Source organism: Streptomyces endocoffeicus, from assembly GCF_016741935.1.
Classification (GTDB): Bacteria; Actinomycetota; Actinomycetes; order Streptomycetales; family Streptomycetaceae; genus Streptomyces; species Streptomyces endocoffeicus.
The window spans coordinates 45,854-62,608 of the sequence record NZ_JAERRG010000007.1 but is presented as its reverse complement, the minus strand read 5'-3'; the positions used below and the strand labels follow the sequence as shown (position 1 = coordinate 62,608).

General features: G+C 72.5%; 13 protein-coding genes. 9 read left to right on the top strand and 4 right to left on the bottom strand.

Annotated elements, in window-relative coordinates:
- Window positions 1–49: 49 nt before the first annotated feature.
- A complete protein-coding gene (locus JK364_RS18935) occupies window positions 50–913 on the top strand; it encodes an SDR family oxidoreductase (protein WP_201852304.1) in 864 nt (287 codons plus the stop codon).
- 38 nt (window positions 914–951) lie between these two features.
- Complete coding sequence (locus JK364_RS18930) at window positions 952–1,980, top strand: L-idonate 5-dehydrogenase (protein WP_201852303.1); 1,029 nt, start codon at window positions 952–954, stop codon at window positions 1,978–1,980.
- Between the two features lie 245 nt (window positions 1,981–2,225).
- Here the strand turns inward: JK364_RS18930 and JK364_RS18925 are convergent, their stop codons facing one another.
- On the bottom strand, window positions 2,226–3,836 hold the full coding sequence (locus tag JK364_RS18925; protein WP_201852302.1) for an FAD-dependent oxidoreductase: 1,611 nt from the start codon (window positions 3,834–3,836) through the stop codon (window positions 2,226–2,228).
- 47 nt (window positions 3,837–3,883) lie between these two features.
- Here JK364_RS18925 and JK364_RS18920 point away from each other — a divergent pair, with 47 nt between their 5' ends.
- From JK364_RS18920 to JK364_RS18905, 4 genes are all read left to right on the top strand, one after another.
- The gene (locus JK364_RS18920; protein WP_372461960.1) at window positions 3,884–4,561 is read left to right on the top strand and encodes a TetR/AcrR family transcriptional regulator C-terminal domain-containing protein; all 678 of its coding nucleotides are present in this window, start codon (window positions 3,884–3,886) and stop codon (window positions 4,559–4,561) included.
- A gap of 230 nt (window positions 4,562–4,791) precedes the next feature.
- Complete coding sequence (locus tag JK364_RS18915) at window positions 4,792–5,784, top strand: hypothetical protein (protein ID WP_201852301.1); 993 nt, start codon at window positions 4,792–4,794, stop codon at window positions 5,782–5,784.
- A gap of 201 nt (window positions 5,785–5,985) precedes the next feature.
- Window positions 5,986–7,563, top strand: coding sequence for a CoA transferase (locus JK364_RS18910; protein WP_201852300.1), 1,578 nt, complete (start codon window positions 5,986–5,988; stop codon window positions 7,561–7,563).
- Between the two features lie 616 nt (window positions 7,564–8,179).
- Window positions 8,180–9,109: an aminoglycoside phosphotransferase family protein gene (locus tag JK364_RS18905; protein ID WP_201852299.1), complete on the top strand. Its 930-nt coding sequence runs from the start codon at window positions 8,180–8,182 to the stop codon at window positions 9,107–9,109.
- Window positions 9,110–9,176: 67 nt separating this feature from the next.
- Here JK364_RS18905 and JK364_RS18900 read toward each other — a convergent pair whose 3' ends face one another.
- Genes JK364_RS18900 through JK364_RS18890 form a run of 3 tightly spaced genes read right to left on the bottom strand, consistent with a single transcriptional unit; the run spans window position 9,177 to window position 12,873 of the window.
- On the bottom strand, window positions 9,177–10,490 hold the full coding sequence (locus tag JK364_RS18900; protein ID WP_230992175.1) for an acyltransferase family protein: 1,314 nt from the start codon (window positions 10,488–10,490) through the stop codon (window positions 9,177–9,179).
- Complete coding sequence (locus JK364_RS18895) at window positions 10,487–11,896, bottom strand: polysialyltransferase family glycosyltransferase (RefSeq protein WP_201852298.1); 1,410 nt, start codon at window positions 11,894–11,896, stop codon at window positions 10,487–10,489. Before JK364_RS18895 ends, JK364_RS18900 begins: the two co-directional genes overlap by 4 nt.
- Window positions 11,896–12,873, bottom strand: coding sequence for a glycosyltransferase family 2 protein (locus tag JK364_RS18890; protein ID WP_201852297.1), 978 nt, complete (start codon window positions 12,871–12,873; stop codon window positions 11,896–11,898). The genes JK364_RS18895 and JK364_RS18890 overlap by 1 nt, the downstream gene beginning before the upstream one ends.
- Window positions 12,874–13,060: 187 nt before the next feature.
- Here JK364_RS18890 and JK364_RS18885 point away from each other — a divergent pair, with 187 nt between their 5' ends.
- The 3 genes from JK364_RS18885 (at window position 13,061) to JK364_RS18875 (ending at window position 16,647) form a co-directional block, all read left to right on the top strand.
- Window positions 13,061–14,422, top strand: coding sequence for a DUF6716 putative glycosyltransferase (locus JK364_RS18885; protein WP_372461959.1), 1,362 nt, complete (start codon window positions 13,061–13,063; stop codon window positions 14,420–14,422).
- A gap of 92 nt (window positions 14,423–14,514) precedes the next feature.
- Window positions 14,515–15,714, top strand: coding sequence for an acylneuraminate cytidylyltransferase (locus tag JK364_RS18880; RefSeq protein WP_201852296.1), 1,200 nt, complete (start codon window positions 14,515–14,517; stop codon window positions 15,712–15,714).
- Window positions 15,715–16,647: an N-acetylneuraminate synthase family protein gene (locus JK364_RS18875; RefSeq protein ID WP_201852295.1), complete on the top strand. Its 933-nt coding sequence runs from the start codon at window positions 15,715–15,717 to the stop codon at window positions 16,645–16,647.
- Window positions 16,648–16,755 lie beyond the last annotated feature (108 nt).

Sequence of the window (16,755 nt, the reverse complement as noted above, 5' to 3'; positions counted from 1 at the left end):
AGTGACTTGAGAACGGGAGTGACTTGAGAACCGGAGAGGTACCCACGCCATGACGACACATCCGCTCTTCGACATCGCGGGCCGCACCGCGCTGATCACCGGCTCCAGCCGGGGCATCGGCCACGCCCTCGCGAGGGGGCTCGTGGAGGCCGGCTGCACGGTGGTGCTCAACGGGCGCGATCCGCAGGCCCTGGAGAAGGCCGCCGCCGAACTCGCCGCCGCCGAACTCGGTGGCGTTGGGCCCGGCGGCGTCGGGCCCGAGGTCGTGGGGGGCGCGGGGGCTGCAGGGGCTGCAGGGGCTGAGAGGAGTGCGGGGCGCGCGGAGGTGCACACCGCCGCGTTCGACGTCACCGACGGCCCGGCCGTCGCCGCCGGCATCGCCGATGTCGAGGAGCGGGTGGGCCCGATCGACATCCTGGTCAACAACGCCGGAATGCAGAACCGGGCGCCGCTGCTGGAGTTCACCGACGAAGCCTGGCGGCAGATCCTGGACACCAACCTCACCAGCGCCTTCCTGGTGGGCCGGGAGGCCGCCCGGCGGATGACCGCACGCGGCCACGGCAAGATCGTCAACATCTGCTCCCTCCAGAGCGAGGTGGTCCGCCCCGGCATCGCGCCCTACTCGGCGACCAAGGGCGCGCTGAAGATGCTCACCAAGGGCATGTGCGCGGACTGGGGACGGTACGGAATCCAGGTCAACGGGCTCGGCCCCGGCTACATCGAGACCGAGCTGACCCGGCCGCTGGTCGAGGACGAGGAATTCAGCGCCTGGGTACGCGGGCGGACCCCGGCCGGGCGCTGGGGCCGCACCGAGGACCTGATCGGGGCGCTGCTGTATCTCGCGTCCCCGGCGGCGGACTTCGTGAGCGGACAGGTGCTGTACGTAGACGGCGGCATGACGAGCGTGTTGTGAACGACGGGACACCAGGTGAGCTTGAGGAGGCTGGGCGGATGGTACTGGGCTGTGTGATCCACGGGCAGGGTGATTTGCGGGTCGAGGAACTCCCGGAGCCGGAACCGGCGCCGCGGCAGGCGCTCGTGGCGATCCGCTACGGGGGGATCTGCGGATCGGATCTCCACTACCACCGGCACGGTGGGGTGGGCGACTTCCGGCTCCAGGAGCCGATGGTGCTGGGGCACGAGGTCGTGGGCACGGTGGTGGCGTACGGCGAGGGCGCGACCGGGCCCGCGGTCGGCACCCCGGTCGCCGTGCACCCGGCCACGCCGTGCGAGGTGTGCCCCGAGTGCGCCGACGGCCGCGCCAACGTCTGCCGCGACACCCGCTACCTCGGCAGCGCCGCGCGCTTCCCCCACGTCCAGGGCGGCTTCGCCTCCCGCGTCACCGTCCCGGCGGCGCAACTGCGCGCCCTGCCCGACGGACTGGACCCGCGCCGGGCCGCGCTCGCCGAACCGCTGTCCGTCGCGCTGCACGCGGTGCGGCGGGCGGGCGCCGTAAAGGGCCGTCATGTGCTGGTCACCGGCGCCGGTCCGATCGGCTGCCTCACCATCGCGGCAGCCCGCGCGGCGGGCGCGGCGACCATCACGGCGACCGATCTGCTCCCGCGCGCCCTGGAGTTCGCGGCGGCGGCCGGAGCGACCGCGTGCGTACGGGCCGACGACCCGGACGACCCCAACTGGCCCTCGGACGAGATGGACGTCGCCATCGAGGCATCCGGCGTGGCCGCCGGACTCGACACCTGCCTGCGGAGGGTGCGGCGCGGCGGGGTCGTCGTCCAACTCGGCATGCTGCCCCCCGGGCAGAGCCCGTTCGCCGGGAACGTACTGGTCGCCCGGGAGATCGAGCTGCGGGGCGCGTTGCGCTTCCACGCCGAGTTCGACGACGCGCTGCGGCTGCTGGCGGCTGAGCCGTCGTTCGACGCGCTGATCAGTGGGGTCCGGCCGGTGGAGGAGGCGGCGGAGGCGTTCGCCTTGGCCGCCGACCGCAGCCAGTCCTGCAAGGTCCTGCTGGACTTCGCGTAGGCCGGGCGGTGCCCGTCGTGCCGTGCCGCCTACGGCGACCTGTTCCCCTACCCGCCCCTTCCCTCAACTGGGGCTCCGCCCCAGACCCCGGCCGCGTCGCAGGTGACGCGGTCAGCGCCCCGGCCGGTGAGCTGATCGCGAGCGACGGTCGGCTCGTCGGCCCAGGGGTCCAGGGGCGGAGCCCCTGGTTATGGGAAGGGGCGGGGAGGGGAAAGATCCGCCAGCGGGACCAACCCTGGGCTCGCTCAGCGCGTGAGCAGGGGGCGTACCCGGGCGCCGTCCGCTGCCCAGCAGACGTAGCCGTCCGGACGGATGAGGAAGAGGGCCGGGGCGGGGCCGTAGGCGGTGGTGAGGTGGTCGTCCGGGTCCAGGAGGTCGGGGGCCGGGCCGCCCGCCCTGATCGTGCGCACGCATCCGGCCGCCCCCAGCGTCGGAGCCAGGCCCCCGAAGTCGGCGTCCGGCGCGGGCGGTGCCGCGTCGCCGAGGATCAGCAGGGTGAAGTGCGGGCCGCGCAGGACGTCGAAGAGCCGGACGGGCGTTCCGTCGGGCAGGGCGCACGGCGCGTCCGGGGCGCGGTCACCGGCACCCAACTGGTTTCGGTGGTGCTCGTCCCGTTCGTCCACCGCCAGCGGGCCCTCCCGGTAGGACAGGCCCAGCTGGTGGACCTCGCTCGTGCGGCGCCGTCCCTCCGTGTCGCCCGAGCGGTGCGCTCGGTGGATGCGGGTGCTGATGCCGAGGACCCCCGCCGCGATCGGCAGGCGTTCGGCCTCGTAGCTGTCGAGCAGGGCCGGGTCCGCGCCGTGCCGCAGCACCTGCCCGAGCTTCCAGCCCAGGTTGTACGCGTCCTGGACGCTCGTGTTGAGGCCCTGGCCGCCCGCCGGGGAGTGGATGTGGGCGGCGTCGCCGATCAGGAAGACCCGGTCCGCGCGGAAGCGGTCGGCCATCGCCGCGCGTGGGGTGAACGTCGAGGCCCACCGCACCTCGCGCACATCGGAGGCGGCGAGGTGGGTGCGGTCGGCGATCAGTTGGCGGACGGCCTCGGGGGAGGTGTCGGGGACCGCGTCCGGGGCGTCGTACTGCGCGGCGACCTGGAACAGGTCGGTCCCGGGGAGCGGGCACAGCGCGATGGCACCGCCCTTCGCGTGCTGCCATACGTGCCAGTGGTCGCGGCCCAGGCCGCGCTCCGCGCCGTCGATCACCGCGTCGCCGTCGATCACCGCGTCCGCGATCAGCGTTGGGGCCGGGTCGACCGTCTCGCCCGTCATGCCGATGCCGAGCCGCTTCCGGACGGTGCTGCGGCCGCCGTCGGCCGCCACGAGGTACGCGGCGCGTGCGGTCCCCGCCGAGCCGTCGGCGTACGAGAGGTGTGCGGTGACGCCTTCCGCGTCCTGCTCCAAGCCGGTGAGCTCGGTGCCGAACTCGACGCCGCCGCCCAGCTCCCGGAGGCGCGCGTAAAGGATCTCCACCGTCCGCCACTGCGGCAGCATCCAGATCTCGTGGTACGGCCGGTCCGGCGCCGGATCGGTGCGCTCGATCATCTGGAACGTCCCGAGCGGCTGCCCGTCCCGCCATCCCAGCATCGGCGGGTACGGGCCGCCGGCCTTCCGTACGGCGTCGCTGACCCCGAGGTCGTCGAAGACCTCCTGGGTGCGGGGCTGGAGCCCCTTGCCGCGTGAGCCCGGGAACAGCGCCTCGCCGCGCTCGACGACCCGGGCCCGCACCCCGCGCCGGGCCAGGTCGATGGCAAGGGTGAGGCCGGACGGACCGGCTCCGACGATCAGTACGTCCTTCAGTACGTCCTTCAGTACGTCCTTCAGTACGTCCTTCAGTACGTCCTTAACGTTGTTAAGTTCCATGCTCGAGAGCGTGCCCTTAACGGTGTTAAGTTGTCAAGGAACCCCTCATGAGCGGGGAGAATGACCGGATGGCGACGACGCGACTCGACCAGACCCTCGTGGTGGACACCGCCCTGCGGTTGCTGAACGACGTGGGTCTCGACGGGCTGACCCTGCGCCGCATCGCCAAGGAGCTGAACGTCCAGGCCCCCGCCCTGTACTGGCACTTCAAGAACAAGCAGGCGCTGCTCGACGCGATGAGCACCGCCATGTACCGGCGCATGTTCGAGGCGTACGGCGACCTCGGCGATGTCACCTGGCAGGAGCGGCTCGTCCACGTCCACCGCGCCCTGCGCCGGGCGCTGCTCGGCTACCGCGACGGCGCGAAGGTCTTCAGCGGCAGCCGGTTCACCGGCACCGACCACGCCGGGCCGCAGGAGGACCACCTGCGCACCTTCGTCACGGCGGGCTTCACCCCGAGCGCCGCCGCCCGCGCCTCGTTCATCGCGTACAGCTTCACGCTCGGCTTCGTGATCGAGGAGCAGTCGGTCGAGCCCCGGCCGGGGGAGCGAGCCCCGGGTTACGACGTCGAGGAGCGCGAGGAGCGCATGGCCGCCGAGGGGTATCCGCTGGCGGCGGCGGTGAGTTCGGACCTGTTCCAGGACTACGAGGCGCGCTTCGAGGAGGGGTTGCGCGCCATCGTGGCGGGCATCGAGGCGACCCTGGCCCCGGCGGCCCCGCGTTAGGACGCGTCCGAAGCTGGGGCTTCGGCCCCCGGTTGCGGGAAGGGGCGGGGAGGGGAAAGGCCCGCCGGGCACCCCGTAAGGCGCGTCGCACATGCGCTAGGGGGATCCCTAATTGTGACGTCCGGCCTCATGGCAGGTCTGGACCAGTCGTGGCACCCTACCGGCGACAAAGCGTCAGACAACGTTGTCCGGCGCTCTCGGGCACCTCCAACGGACTTGGAGCCGACCGCATGAGACGTGTCGCCACCTTATTCAGCGCCCTCACCCTCGCCACCCTCAGCTGGACCGCCGGAACCGCCGCCCACGCCGCCACCCCCGCCCCGTCCCACCCTGCCCAGGGAACCTCCGTCTCCACCGAGGAGCAGCGCGCCGCCGTCCGCTTCTGGACGGCGGAACGGCTGCGCACCGCCCAGGACGTCACCGCCCTGCCCGCCGCCCGCAGCGCAACGCTCGCGGACCCGGCGCCCACCACGGGGGAGCGGGTGACCGTGCCCCCGCTCCCGGGCCCCACCGCCCCCGTCTCCGCGCCCGCGCCCCGGGCCACGTCCCCCACCGCCTGGACCGGCGGCGGCCTGATCAGCACCACGGCGGGCAAGGTCTTCTTCCAGAACGCCTCCGGCGGCACCTTCGCCTGCTCCGCTACCGTCGCCAACAGCGACAACAAGTCCGTCGTGCTCACCGCCGGCCACTGCACCGTGGACGCGGCCACCGGCACCGGCTACCGCAACTGGGTCTTCATCCCCGGCTACAACAATGGCAACCGCCCCTACGGTACCTTCGCCGCCCGCCGCCTCTTCTGGGACGGCCAGTACGTCTCCACCCGGGGGAACGCCAACTGGGACTACGCCTACGCCGTGATGAACACGCTGAACGGCCGCACCCTGGCCGACACCGTGGGCGCCCAGGGCATCGCCTTCAACTCGCAGACCGGCCGCCACGTCCACTCCTTCGGCTACGGAGGCTCCGCCGCCGAGGGCAACGGCGAGCGGCTGAACCACTGCGAGGGCAATGAGTTCGCCGACGCGGGCCGCCCGGGCTCCACGATGTGGGGCATCGACTGCGTCCAGACCGGAGGGTCGAGCGGCGGCGGCTTCCTCGCCGACTTCTCCGGCGGCGCGGGCTATCTGATCGGCAACATCAGCGTCAGCGCGGGCACGAACGAATACCACCCGACGCTGGGCAACGAGGCCCTCGGCCTCTACCGGCAGGCGGGCGCCGCATAGGGCAAGCCCTGCATAGCGCGGGCCCCGCATAGGGCGAGCCCCGCATAGGGCGGGCGCCGAACCGGCTCGCCACCCACCTCGCACGGCCCGCCCTCTCCGTCCCCGACCAGGAGGAGGGGGCGGGGCACTCGGCGGGCCCTCGGTGGGCACTCGGCGGGCCTCGCCGCAGAGCGCTCAGGCGCCCCGGCGCACAATGAGCGCATGACGAGGAGCGACACACCACCACGGGACACGCGGGACGCGGCCACCGCCCACGCCTGGGCCGCCCTCGGCGGCGACCCCGCGCTGCTGGAGCAGGTGACGTACCGCCCGGTGAACGGCGGACTGCCCGCCCGGCTGCCCGTGGCCGAGCTGGCCCGCGCCACCGTCGGCGTGTGCTCGCTGGCCGCCGCCGAACTGGGCGCGCGGCGCTCCGGCGGGGCCGTTCCGGCGGTACGGGTCGACGAGGGTGCCGTCGCCACCGCGTTCGTCAGCGAACGGCACCTGCGGATCGACGGCCGGAAGCCCACCAACTTCGCCCCGCTGTCCGGCTTCTGGCGCGCCGCCGACGGGTGGGTCCGTACGCACGCCAACTACCCGCACCACCGCGCCCGGCTGCTCACCGCCCTCGGCCTGCCCGGCGACACCGGGCCGGACGAGCTGGGGGAGGCGCTCGCGGCCCGCCCCGCCCGCGCGATCCAGGAGACCGTCTACGCGGCGGGCGGTTTGGCCGTGGCCGTGGCGGAGCCCGGCGAGAGCGAGATCCCGTTGGGCGCACTGCCGTTGATCGAGTCCCGGCAGGTCGGGGAGGCCGCCCCGCGCCGCCTCCGGGAAGCGCCCCAGCGTGTGAACGGCGGGTTGTCCGCGAGCGGGGCGTTGCCCGTGAGTGCGGGGCCCGCGGGCGAAGGGTTGTCCGCGGGCGGGGCGTTGCCCGTGAGTGCTGGGCTCGCGAGCGAAGGGTTGTCCGCGAGCGAAAGGCTGTCCGCGAGCGGCGGGGTGTCCGCGTACGGCGGGGTGCACGCGAGTGGCGTGCTGCCCGCGAGCGGCGTGCGCGTGCTCGATCTGACCCGGGTCATCGCCGGGCCGGTGGCCACCCGCACCCTGGCCCTGGTCGGCGCCGACGTGCTGCGTATCGACTCCCCCCGGCTGCCCGAGGACCCGGACGCCCACGCCGACACTGGCTTCGGCAAGCGCTCCGCCGCACTCGACCTCGCCGCGCCCGAGGGCCGCCGGACCTTCGAGGCGCTGCTCGCCGACGCCGATGTGCTGGTCACCGGCTACCGCCCCGGTGCGCTCGACCGCTTCGGGCTCGCCCCGGACGCCCTGCTGGAGCGCCACCCCGGGCTGGTCGTGGCCCAGTTGTGCGCATGGGGCTGGTCCGGGCCCTGGGCCGAGCGGCGCGGTTTCGACAGCCTGGTCCAGGCGGCCACCGGCATCGCCGCGATCGAGGCGGACACCGACGATCGCCCCGGTGCGTTGCCCGCCCAGGCGCTCGACCACGGCACCGGCTATCTGCTGGCGGCAGCCGTACTACGGGCGCTGACCGAGCGCCAGGAGACCGGCGGCGGACGCCATCTGCGGCTCTCCCTCGCGGGCACCGCGTCCTGGCTGACCCACGGCATCGCTCCGGCCGCCCCGGTGGACGGCCCCGCGCATGATCCGGCGCCCTGGCTGGCCGAAACCGCCTCCGAACTGGGAACGCTGCACCACGCTCGCTCGCCGATCGCCACCCCGGACGGCCCGCTGGACTGGGCCCGTCCCCCCGGTCGCCTGGGCGCCGACGCCCCCTGCTGGCTCTGAGCCGGGACGGGGCGAGGGGGTGTCCGGCGGATTCTTTCCCCTCCCCGCCCCTTCCCGAAACCGGGGCTCCGCCCCCGCCCCCGCTCCTCAAACGCCGGAGGGGCTGGATGGCTCCCCGACCCCGGGGGTTGACGAGTCGGCTGTCGCTCCGGGGTTCGCCCCGCTACCGAGCGTCCGGGGGGTTGACGAGTCGACCGTCGCGCCGTGAGTACCTGCACCGGCGGGCTGGTCGCGGTTGGTACGCGGGCGTGGCGGATGGTCGCGCACATCCTGGTTGCCCGGCCGGGGGCTGGGGCGGAGCCCCGGGGCGCTCCAGGGTCGCTCCGCCCCCGGCCTCGGGGTCGACGAGCCGGCCGTCGGCCGCGATCAGCCCACCGGTCAGGACGCCGGGGTCTGGGGCGGAGCCCCGGTTTCGGGAAGGGGCGGGGTTGGGGAACAGCCCGCCGCAGGCGTCACGATCTGCCGGACGCCCCGGACGCCCCGGACGCCCCGGACGCCCCGGACGCCCCGGACGCCCCGGACACCTCCTAACGCCCGCCGGGCGCAAATTCGGTTGCCGCCAAGCCCTCCCCTGACGCGTAGTGGTGTCCGACACGACTCACGCAGGAGGGCACCGATGAGCGCGAGCACGATGCATGCCGACGAACGGCCCATCGACGCGGCCCTCGTACGGCGGCTGCTCGCCGCGCAGTTCCCCCGATGGGCGGAGCTGCCCATCGAACGGTTCGCCTCATCGGGCACCGTCAACGCCCTGTTCCGGCTCGGCGACGACCTCGCCGTTCGGCTGCCGAGGATCGCGGGCGGCGCCGGGGACGTGGAGCGGGAGCACCACTGGCTGCCCCGGCTTGCCCCCGCGCTGCCGGTCGCCATCCCCGCGGTGCTCGGCAAGGGCGCGCCGGGCGACGGCTTTCCCTGGCCATGGACGGTGCACCGCTGGCTGGACGGGGAGAACCCGCGGGAGGGGCGGGTCGCCTGGCCCGGGGCACTCGCCGCCGACCTCGTGGAGTTCATCGTCGCGCTGCGCGCGATCGAGCCCGCGGACGGCCCGCCCGCGTACCGGGGCGGACCGCTGTGGGAGGTGGACGAGGAGACCCGTACCGCGATCGGCCTGTTGCGCGGACCAGCGGGCACTGCGGGCACTGCGGGCACTGCGGGCACGGTCGACACCGTCGCGGCCACCGCGGCGTGGGAGGAGGCGCTGGCGGCGCCCGGGTGGGACGGGCCGCCGGTGTGGGTGCACTCGGATCTGATGCCGGGCAATCTGCTGGTCGCGGACGGGCGGCTGAGCGCGGTCATCGACTTCGGGACCGCCGGGGTGGGCGATCCCGCCTGCGATCTGATCCCGGCCTGGAATCTGCTCCCGGCGTCGGTGCGGGGGGACTTCCGCGCCGCGCTCGGCGTGGACGACGCCACCTGGGCGCGGGGCCGGGGCTGGGCCCTGAGCATGGCGCTCATCCAGCTGCCGTACTACCGCGAGACGAATCCGGCGATGGCGGCCAACGCCCGCCATGTGATCCATGAGGTGCTGTCCCAGCGGAACGCGTAGGGCTCCCCTCGCCGCGAAAGACGCGAAAAGGCGAGGGGAGCCCCTGACAGCGCAGCGCGTCGATCCCCTACAACCGGGCCGTGCTCAGCGAGCGCTTGATCATCGGGGTGAACCGCTGCTCGATGAACCGGTAGAGCAACCAGGCGAGGCCCAGCATCACCAGCACGGTCAGGGCGAACGTCCCGTAGGAGGGGACGCCCAGCTTCTGGTGGAGCACCCAGACGACCACCCAGCCCAGATGCTCATGGACCAGGTAGAACGGGTAGGTCAGGGCGCCCGCCACGGTCAGCCAGCGCCAGTTGGCCCAGTTCAGCTTGCCCAGCGCGATCAGCGTGACCGCCACATAGCCGAAGGCGACCACGGCGATGATGCCGGTGGCCGACCGGTAGGAGAAGGCGTCGATGTTGGCCGGGTGCCACAGCTCGCGGATCGCGTAGTGCTGGCCGATCAGGAAGCTGATCCCGATGATGCCCCAGGCCAGGGCGTCATGGCCGAAGCGGTGGAGCAGATAGATGCCCATGCCGCCGATGAAGTACGAGGAGTACTCCGGCATCAGGACCACCTTCAGCAGCGGCAGGTCCGACGCCTCGGCGAACGCCGAGCCCAGCGTCCAGACGGCGCAGAAGAGCACCACGCGGTGCCGGGTCGCGCCCGGGAGCACCACGAACAGCGCGAAGAGGGCGTAGAAGCGCAGCTCCGCCCACAGCGTCCAGCACACGCCGAGCACCCGGTCCACCCCGAGCGGCTGCTGCAGCATGGTGAGGTTGACCAGCGCGTCGCTGGGCGACACCGCCTTGTAGGCGACCCAGGGCAGTGCGAAGACGCCGGTCACCAGGATGATCGCGACCCAGTAGGCGGGGTACAGGCGGGAGACGCGCGAGGCGAAGAACGAGCGCAGCGGCCGTCCCCATCCGCTCATGCAGATGACGAAGCCGCTGATGACGAAGAAGATCTGAACGCCCAGACAGCCGTAGGCGAAGTAGCTGGAGAGGGTGGGGAACTGGGCGCGGGGCGAGGAGCCCCACGCCTGGGTTATCTCGCCGTCGCGGCCGCCGTAGTGGTACGCGGCCACCATGAGCGCGGCGAGCAGGCGCAGTCCGTCCAGCGCCCGCAGCCGCACCGGACCGCCGCGTCGAGGACGTCCTCCGCCGCGCGCCGCCGCCTTGGCGGTGCGCTCGGCGGATCGCTCCAGGGCGATGTCGGGGGCGCGCGTCGGCGTCGGCGTGGGAGCCGTCGCCGCCGCGGGGGATATCGGCCCGGTGTCCGCGGGGGATATCGGCCCGGTGTCCGCGCCGGATATCGGCCCGGTGTCCCCGTCGGATATCGGCCCGGCGTCCGAGTCGGATATCGGCCCGGCGTCGGGGGTCGGCGGCGCGCTCATCCGGTGACCGTCCGCTTGAGGGCGGCCCGCTTCAGGGCCCGGGCCCGGCGCGCCACCTTGCGCACCGTCTCATTGCGCGGGATGAACGCCAGCTGCGAGGGCACCGCCCCGGGCAGGGCGAGCGCGGTCAGCCGGCGCTTCTTGAAGTAGCGCCATGTGTTGTTGTCCAGGTGGGCGGCCAGATAGCGCTCGGCCGCGGGCCGCAGATCCGGGTAGATCTTGGCCTGCATGCAGAAGCCGACCGCGGCGACGAGCCCGGTGAGCCGCTTGCCCGCCCGTTCGTCCACCGGCTGGGCGGCGGCCACCGCCTTGTGGTTCTCGAGGTCGGGCAGCAGCGCGTCCACGATCGTCACCGGCACGCGGTTGCTGTTCTGGTACGGGGTGAGCCGCTCCAGCAGCGTGTCGGTGCCGATCCGGGCCACCGGCAGCCCGTAGAAGACGTCGGCGGTGAGCAGCGCGGTGGAGAAGCAGCCGATGACCAGGGCCGGGCTCATCCGCTGGTAGAGCACCTCGGCGAGGACCGGGGTGTCCATGACGGTCAGCTCCGCGCCCAGTTCGGCGGCCTTCTTCTCCAGCATCCGCGACCAGCGGGCCGGGGCGGTGGGGTGCGGCTTGAAGACGACGGTGCGGTGGCCCAGCGCCACGGCGCCGCGCAGCATCCGCAGATGCAGCTCTTCCTCTTCCTGCGGGGAGAGGATGTCCAGCGCGGACAGGTACTGGCCGAGCAGCAGCGCCGGGCCGTTGCCGACCGCGATCCGCTCGCTGGCGGAGGCGACGCCGCGCGGGGCGGCCTCGGCCACCTCGCTGAGCACCTTGGTGAACACCTCGGTCGGCAGGATCTCCGGCTCGACGCCGAACTCGGTCAGCAGCAGCGGCCGCAGTCCGGGTACCAGGTCGAGGTGGAGCAGCCGGCGGATGCGGGTGCCGATCAGCGGGTCCAGCTTGTTGCGGGTCGGGCCGTAGCTCATCAGCCCGTCCGCGTAGACGTCGATAGGCGCGCCCTGGAACACGTTGGCGACCGCCATCGCCGGGTTGACCTGGATGGACTCCAGGATCAGCTCGACCTTGTCGTCGCCGAGGTTCCACAGCAGCCGCAGATGGCGCTCCCACAGCGGGGCGTCGTCGACGCGCGGGGCCCAGCCGCCGGGGTGGAACGGCGAGATCGTCTCGTTCCAGGACAGCACCCGGTCGAAGCGGCCGCGCAGCCGCTCGAAACCGGGCATCTCGTCCACCGGCGGGGTGGTCTCCGGCGTCGCGGCGTTGTTGCTGATCAGCAGCAGCCGGCGGTCGGCCGGGCCGACGCTGCCCGCGTCGATCGCCGCCGCGAGGGTCGCCGCCCCGTAGAGGGTCGAGACGAGGAAGATCTGGGTGCGCTTGCGCTCCGCCAGGGGCTTGTAGGCGGACATCAGGCCGCCACCTCCGCCCCCGCGGACCGGCGCTTGACTCGCCGCAGTCGTGCGGCGCGCTCGTAGTCCATGGAATCCAGTGCGTCCTTCAATACGTCCTGGGGCATGCGTTTCATCGCCGCCGCCGACATGGAACGGAGTTTGCGTGCCACTTGTGGTTCGAATCTCTCGATGTTGCCGAGGTGGTGGGAAATGATCGCGCAATAGGTGCGGACGGCCTTCGGCAGCAGGGCGTCGGCGTCGCGGTCCCGTGCGGTTTCCTCGATCACCTGGTCGAATGCGCGAATGAAGTCCAGCTGCCGCACATCGCCGATCTGGGTGAGCGAGGAGGAGACCCCGCGCCGGTAGAACACCCCGGCCAGCCCGAGGACGGCGAAGCTGCGGGCCTCGCGGTGCAGCCGCCAGATCCAGGGCCGGTCCTCGGCGGTGCGCAGCCCGTGGGTGAAGTGCAGCAGCCCCTCGTCGACCAGGCGGCGGTGGTACATGCCCGCCCAGGCGTAGGGGTAGTCCACGGAGGTGGAGCGGTCGGCCGGGAGGATCACGTCCCGCGGGTTCATCACCTCATCGCGGCGACCGTGCGGCACCCGGGTGATGGAGCGCGCGCGGGCGGTGCACTGGACATGGTCGGTGCGGACGAAGTCGCACCCCAAGTCCTCGATCGCCGCGAGCAGTTCGGCGTAGTAGCCGGGGGCCAGCCAGTCGTCGCCGTCGAGGAAGGCGAGGTACTCCCCCCTGGCGTTGTCCAGGCCGGTGTTCCGCGCGGTGGCCAGCCCACCGTTCTTCTCATGCCGTACGTAGACGGCCCCCGGAAGGTCGCGTTCTGCACGCTCCAGGATCTCCGGGGTCCCGTCGGTGGCACAGTCGTCGACGAGAATGAATTCGAAGTCCTCGCGCGCGTTCGCGCGCAGACTTCTGAGCGTGTCGGGGGCATAGGTCTGCACGTTGTAGAACGGCACGATGACGGAGAGCTTAACCACGCGGGTGAGGCTAGGTGTCCGGTCGGCATTCGTCTTGACCTAGGGTGTACGTAAAGGTGAACGAAGGACGTCGGAACGGTTAACCCGCCGCTCCAGCCAGCCGATTCTCCAATCGTCGACGTTCTGTTAACCCTTTGTTGCTCTTGCGTTGGGCCGTGAATCGACAACGCTTCCTAGCGTCTGCGACGTGTCCTCACGTACCAAATCCCCTGTGCGAGTCGCCGTGCTCGCCGACTCCGACACCCGGTGGAAATGGGGCGCGCTCACCGCGCATCGCCTCGTACCGGATGGGTCGGGTTCTGCCTCGGAACGTCGCCTCGACGGCTTCCTGCTGCGCGGCCGCGCCACGCCGACCGCCCGGCAGCTGACCGAGGTCGGGGTGCGCGCCGACGCGATGCGCGAGGTCACGGGCGTGGAATTCGTACGGGCGGTGGACCGTGAGCGCTACGACGTGATCGTCCTCTCGCTGGTCGGCGGCGCCGTCCAGGCCATGCTGCACGGACTGCGCCACGCCTGGGAGGGCGCCGACCGCCGCCCCGTGGTCGTCACCGGCTATGTCGGTGTCGTCTACGAGAAGCTCGCCGACGGGCTGCTGCTGCGCCACGGCGCCGATGTGGTGCTGGCCAACTCCCGGCATGACGCCGAGCGCTTCCGCGACGTCTACCAGGGCGTCGGCGCCGACGCGGAGAGCGTCGTGGAGTGCGCGCTGCCCTTCCTCGGCGGCGACCGCTACGACGAGAAGGCGCGGCTGGGCCGGAAGTACCCCGGCGGCACGGTCGTCTTCGCCGTCCAGCCGTCCGTCCCGGACAACCGCGCCGACCGCACCTATCTGCTGCGCCGCGCGGTGGAGCACGCGCGCCGCCACCCGGACCGCGAGGTCGTGGTCAAGCTGCGCTCCAAGCCGGGCGAGCACACCACGCATATCGAGGAGCTTCCGTACCAGAAGCTGATCGCGAAGTTCGGCGACGATCTGCCCGCCAACTTCCGGCTCGCCTACGGAAACATGGGCGAGGTCCTGGACACCGCCGACCTGCTGGTCACGGTCAGCTCCACGGCCGCCCTGGAGTCGCTGCACCGCTCGATACCGACCGCCGTGCTCACCGACCTCGGGGTGCGCGAGACGCTCGGCAACCACCACTTCCTCGGCTCCGGCTGTCTGGCCTCCTGGGACCAGCTGGACGCCGGGCACCTGCCCGAGCCGGACGCCGAGTGGCTCAGCCGCCAGGGTGTGGCCGCCGACGGGCCGTACGAGACCTGGTTCGACGTCGCGCGGGAGCGGGTGGCCGAGCTGGCCGCCGCACCGGCCCTGCCGCCGCTCGCCCCCTTCTACACCCCCGTCACCGCACCCGGCTATCTGCCCGGCCGGCTCGCCCGGTACGGCTTCGAGCCGGACGGCTCACCCCGCCCCGGGGCCTCCGCCGAGGACGAGGCGCAGGTCTCCGCGTTGCGGCGGGTGGTGCGCAACACGATGCGGGAAGCGGCCCGCGGCGCCTATCGCCATGGCGTCCAGCGCGTGGCTCCCGTCATCCGGCGGATGGGGGAGCTGTGAGCGGCGACGTGGGCGCGAACCAAGACGTGGGCGCGAACCAAGAGGAGGCCGGGACGGCCTCGATCACCTCCGCAACCCCTGAAGGAGCCGCCATGACCGCCTCGAGCCCGTGTGTGCTCGCCGTGATCCCCGCCCGTGGCGGGTCGAAGGGCGTCCCCGCGAAGAACCTCGCCGCCGTCGGCGGCGTGCCGCTGGTCGCCCGCGCGGTCATGGAGTGCCGGGCGAGCCGCCTGGTGACGGACGTGGTCGTCTCCACCGACGACACCGGCATAGCGGCCGCGGCGCGCGGTGCCGGCGCGGTGGTCATCCAGCGGCCCACCGACATCGCGGGGGACACCGCCACCAGCGAGGCGGCGGTGATCCACGCGATGGACGCCTACGAGGCGTCGCACGGCACCACCGTGGACGTGGTGCTCCTGGTGCAGTGCACCAGCCCCTTCATCATCAGTGAGGACATCGACGGGGTGGCCGCGGCGGTCGCCGAGAAGGGCGCCGACACCGCCCTGACCGTCGCCCCCTTCCACGGCTTCGTCTGGCGCGAGGGCGAGAACCCGGAAGAGGACGGCGGCGACGGGGTCAACCACGACAAGTCGTACCGCCCGCGCCGCCAGGACCGCCCCCAGGACTTCCTGGAGACCGGCGCCGCCTACGCGATGGACGCGCGCGGCTTCCGCAAGGCCGGGCACCGCTTCTTCGGCCGCACCGACCTGGTGCGCACCGACCCCGCCCGGGTGCTGGAGATCGACGATCCGCACGATCTGGCCCGCGCCCGCGCGCTCGCCCCGCTGTTCGACGCCGAGCGGCCGGGCGCGCTCCCCACCCGCGACGACATCGACGCGGTGGTACTCGACTTCGACGGCACCCAGACCGACGACAGGGTGCTCGTCGACTCCGATGGACGCGAACTCGTGGCCGTGCACCGCGGCGACGGGCTCGGGATCGCCGCCCTGCGCCGTGCTGAGCTGGCGCTGCTGATCCTGTCCACGGAAAAGAACCCGGTCGTCGCCGCACGGGCCCGCAAGCTCCAGGTCCCCGTGCTCCACGGCATCGACCGAAAAGATCTCGCACTGAAGCAGTGGTGCGAGGAGCAGGGCATCGCGCCGGAGCGCGTGCTCTACGTCGGCAACGACGTCAACGACCTCCCGTGCTTCGGCCTCGTCGGCTGGCCCGTGGCGGTCGCAGGTGCGCACGACGTCGTGCGCGGCGCTGCACGTGCGGTCACCTCCACCCCCGGAGGTGACGGCGCGATCCGCGAGATCGCCTCGTGGATTCTCGGAAAGGAACTGTCTTAAGTGAGCTCCAACTCTCGCCTCCGCACCCTCGGCGCCAAGACCGCCGGACCCGGCCACCCGGTCTATGTCACCGGTGAGATCGGCATCAACCACAACGGCGACCTGGAGAACGCGTTCAAGCTGATCGACGCCGCCGCCGAGGCCGGCTGTGACGCGGTCAAGTTCCAGAAGCGAACCCCGGAGATCTGCACCCCCCGCGACCAGTGGGACATCGAGCGTGACACCCCCTGGGGCCGGATGACCTACATCGACTACCGCCACCGCGTGGAGTTCGGCGAGGACGAGTACCGCGCCATCTCCGAGCACTGTGCCAAGCGCGGCATCGACTGGTTCGCCTCCCCGTGGGACACCGAGGCCGTCGCCTTCCTGGAGAAGTTCGACGTCCCGGCGCACAAGGTGGCCTCCGCCTCGCTGACCGACGACGAGCTGCTGCGTGCCCTGCGGGCGACCGGCCGCACGATCATCCTGTCGACGGGCATGTCCACCCCCAAGCAGATCCGCCACGCGGTGGAGGTGCTGGGCAGCGACAACATCCTGCTGTGCCACGCCACCTCCACGTACCCGGCCAAGGCCGAGGAGCTCAACCTGCGCGTGATCAACACGCTGCAGGCCGAGTACCCCAACGTGCCGATCGGCTACTCCGGCCACGAGACCGGTCTGCAGACCACCCTGGCCGCCGTGGCGCTCGGTGCCGCGTTCGTCGAGCGTCACATCACCCTCGACCGCGCCATGTGGGGCTCGGACCAGGCCGCCTCGGTCGAGCCGCAGGGCCTGACCCGGCTGGTGCGGGACATCCGCATCATCCAGGAGTCCCTCGGTGACGGCGTCAAGAAGGTCTACGAGAGCGAGCTCGGCCCGATGAAGAAGCTCCGCCGTGTCGCGGGCGTCGTCGCCGAGTCCGAGTCCGCCGACCGCGAGCCCGCCGCGGTCTGAGGCACTCTGCCGTGAATCCACCGGCCGGTGAGCCCGGCCCTTGCCCGGAAGCGGCGGGCACCCCTGACTCATCGGGGGCTGCCCGCCGCTTCCGGGCCCTGCCTTTGG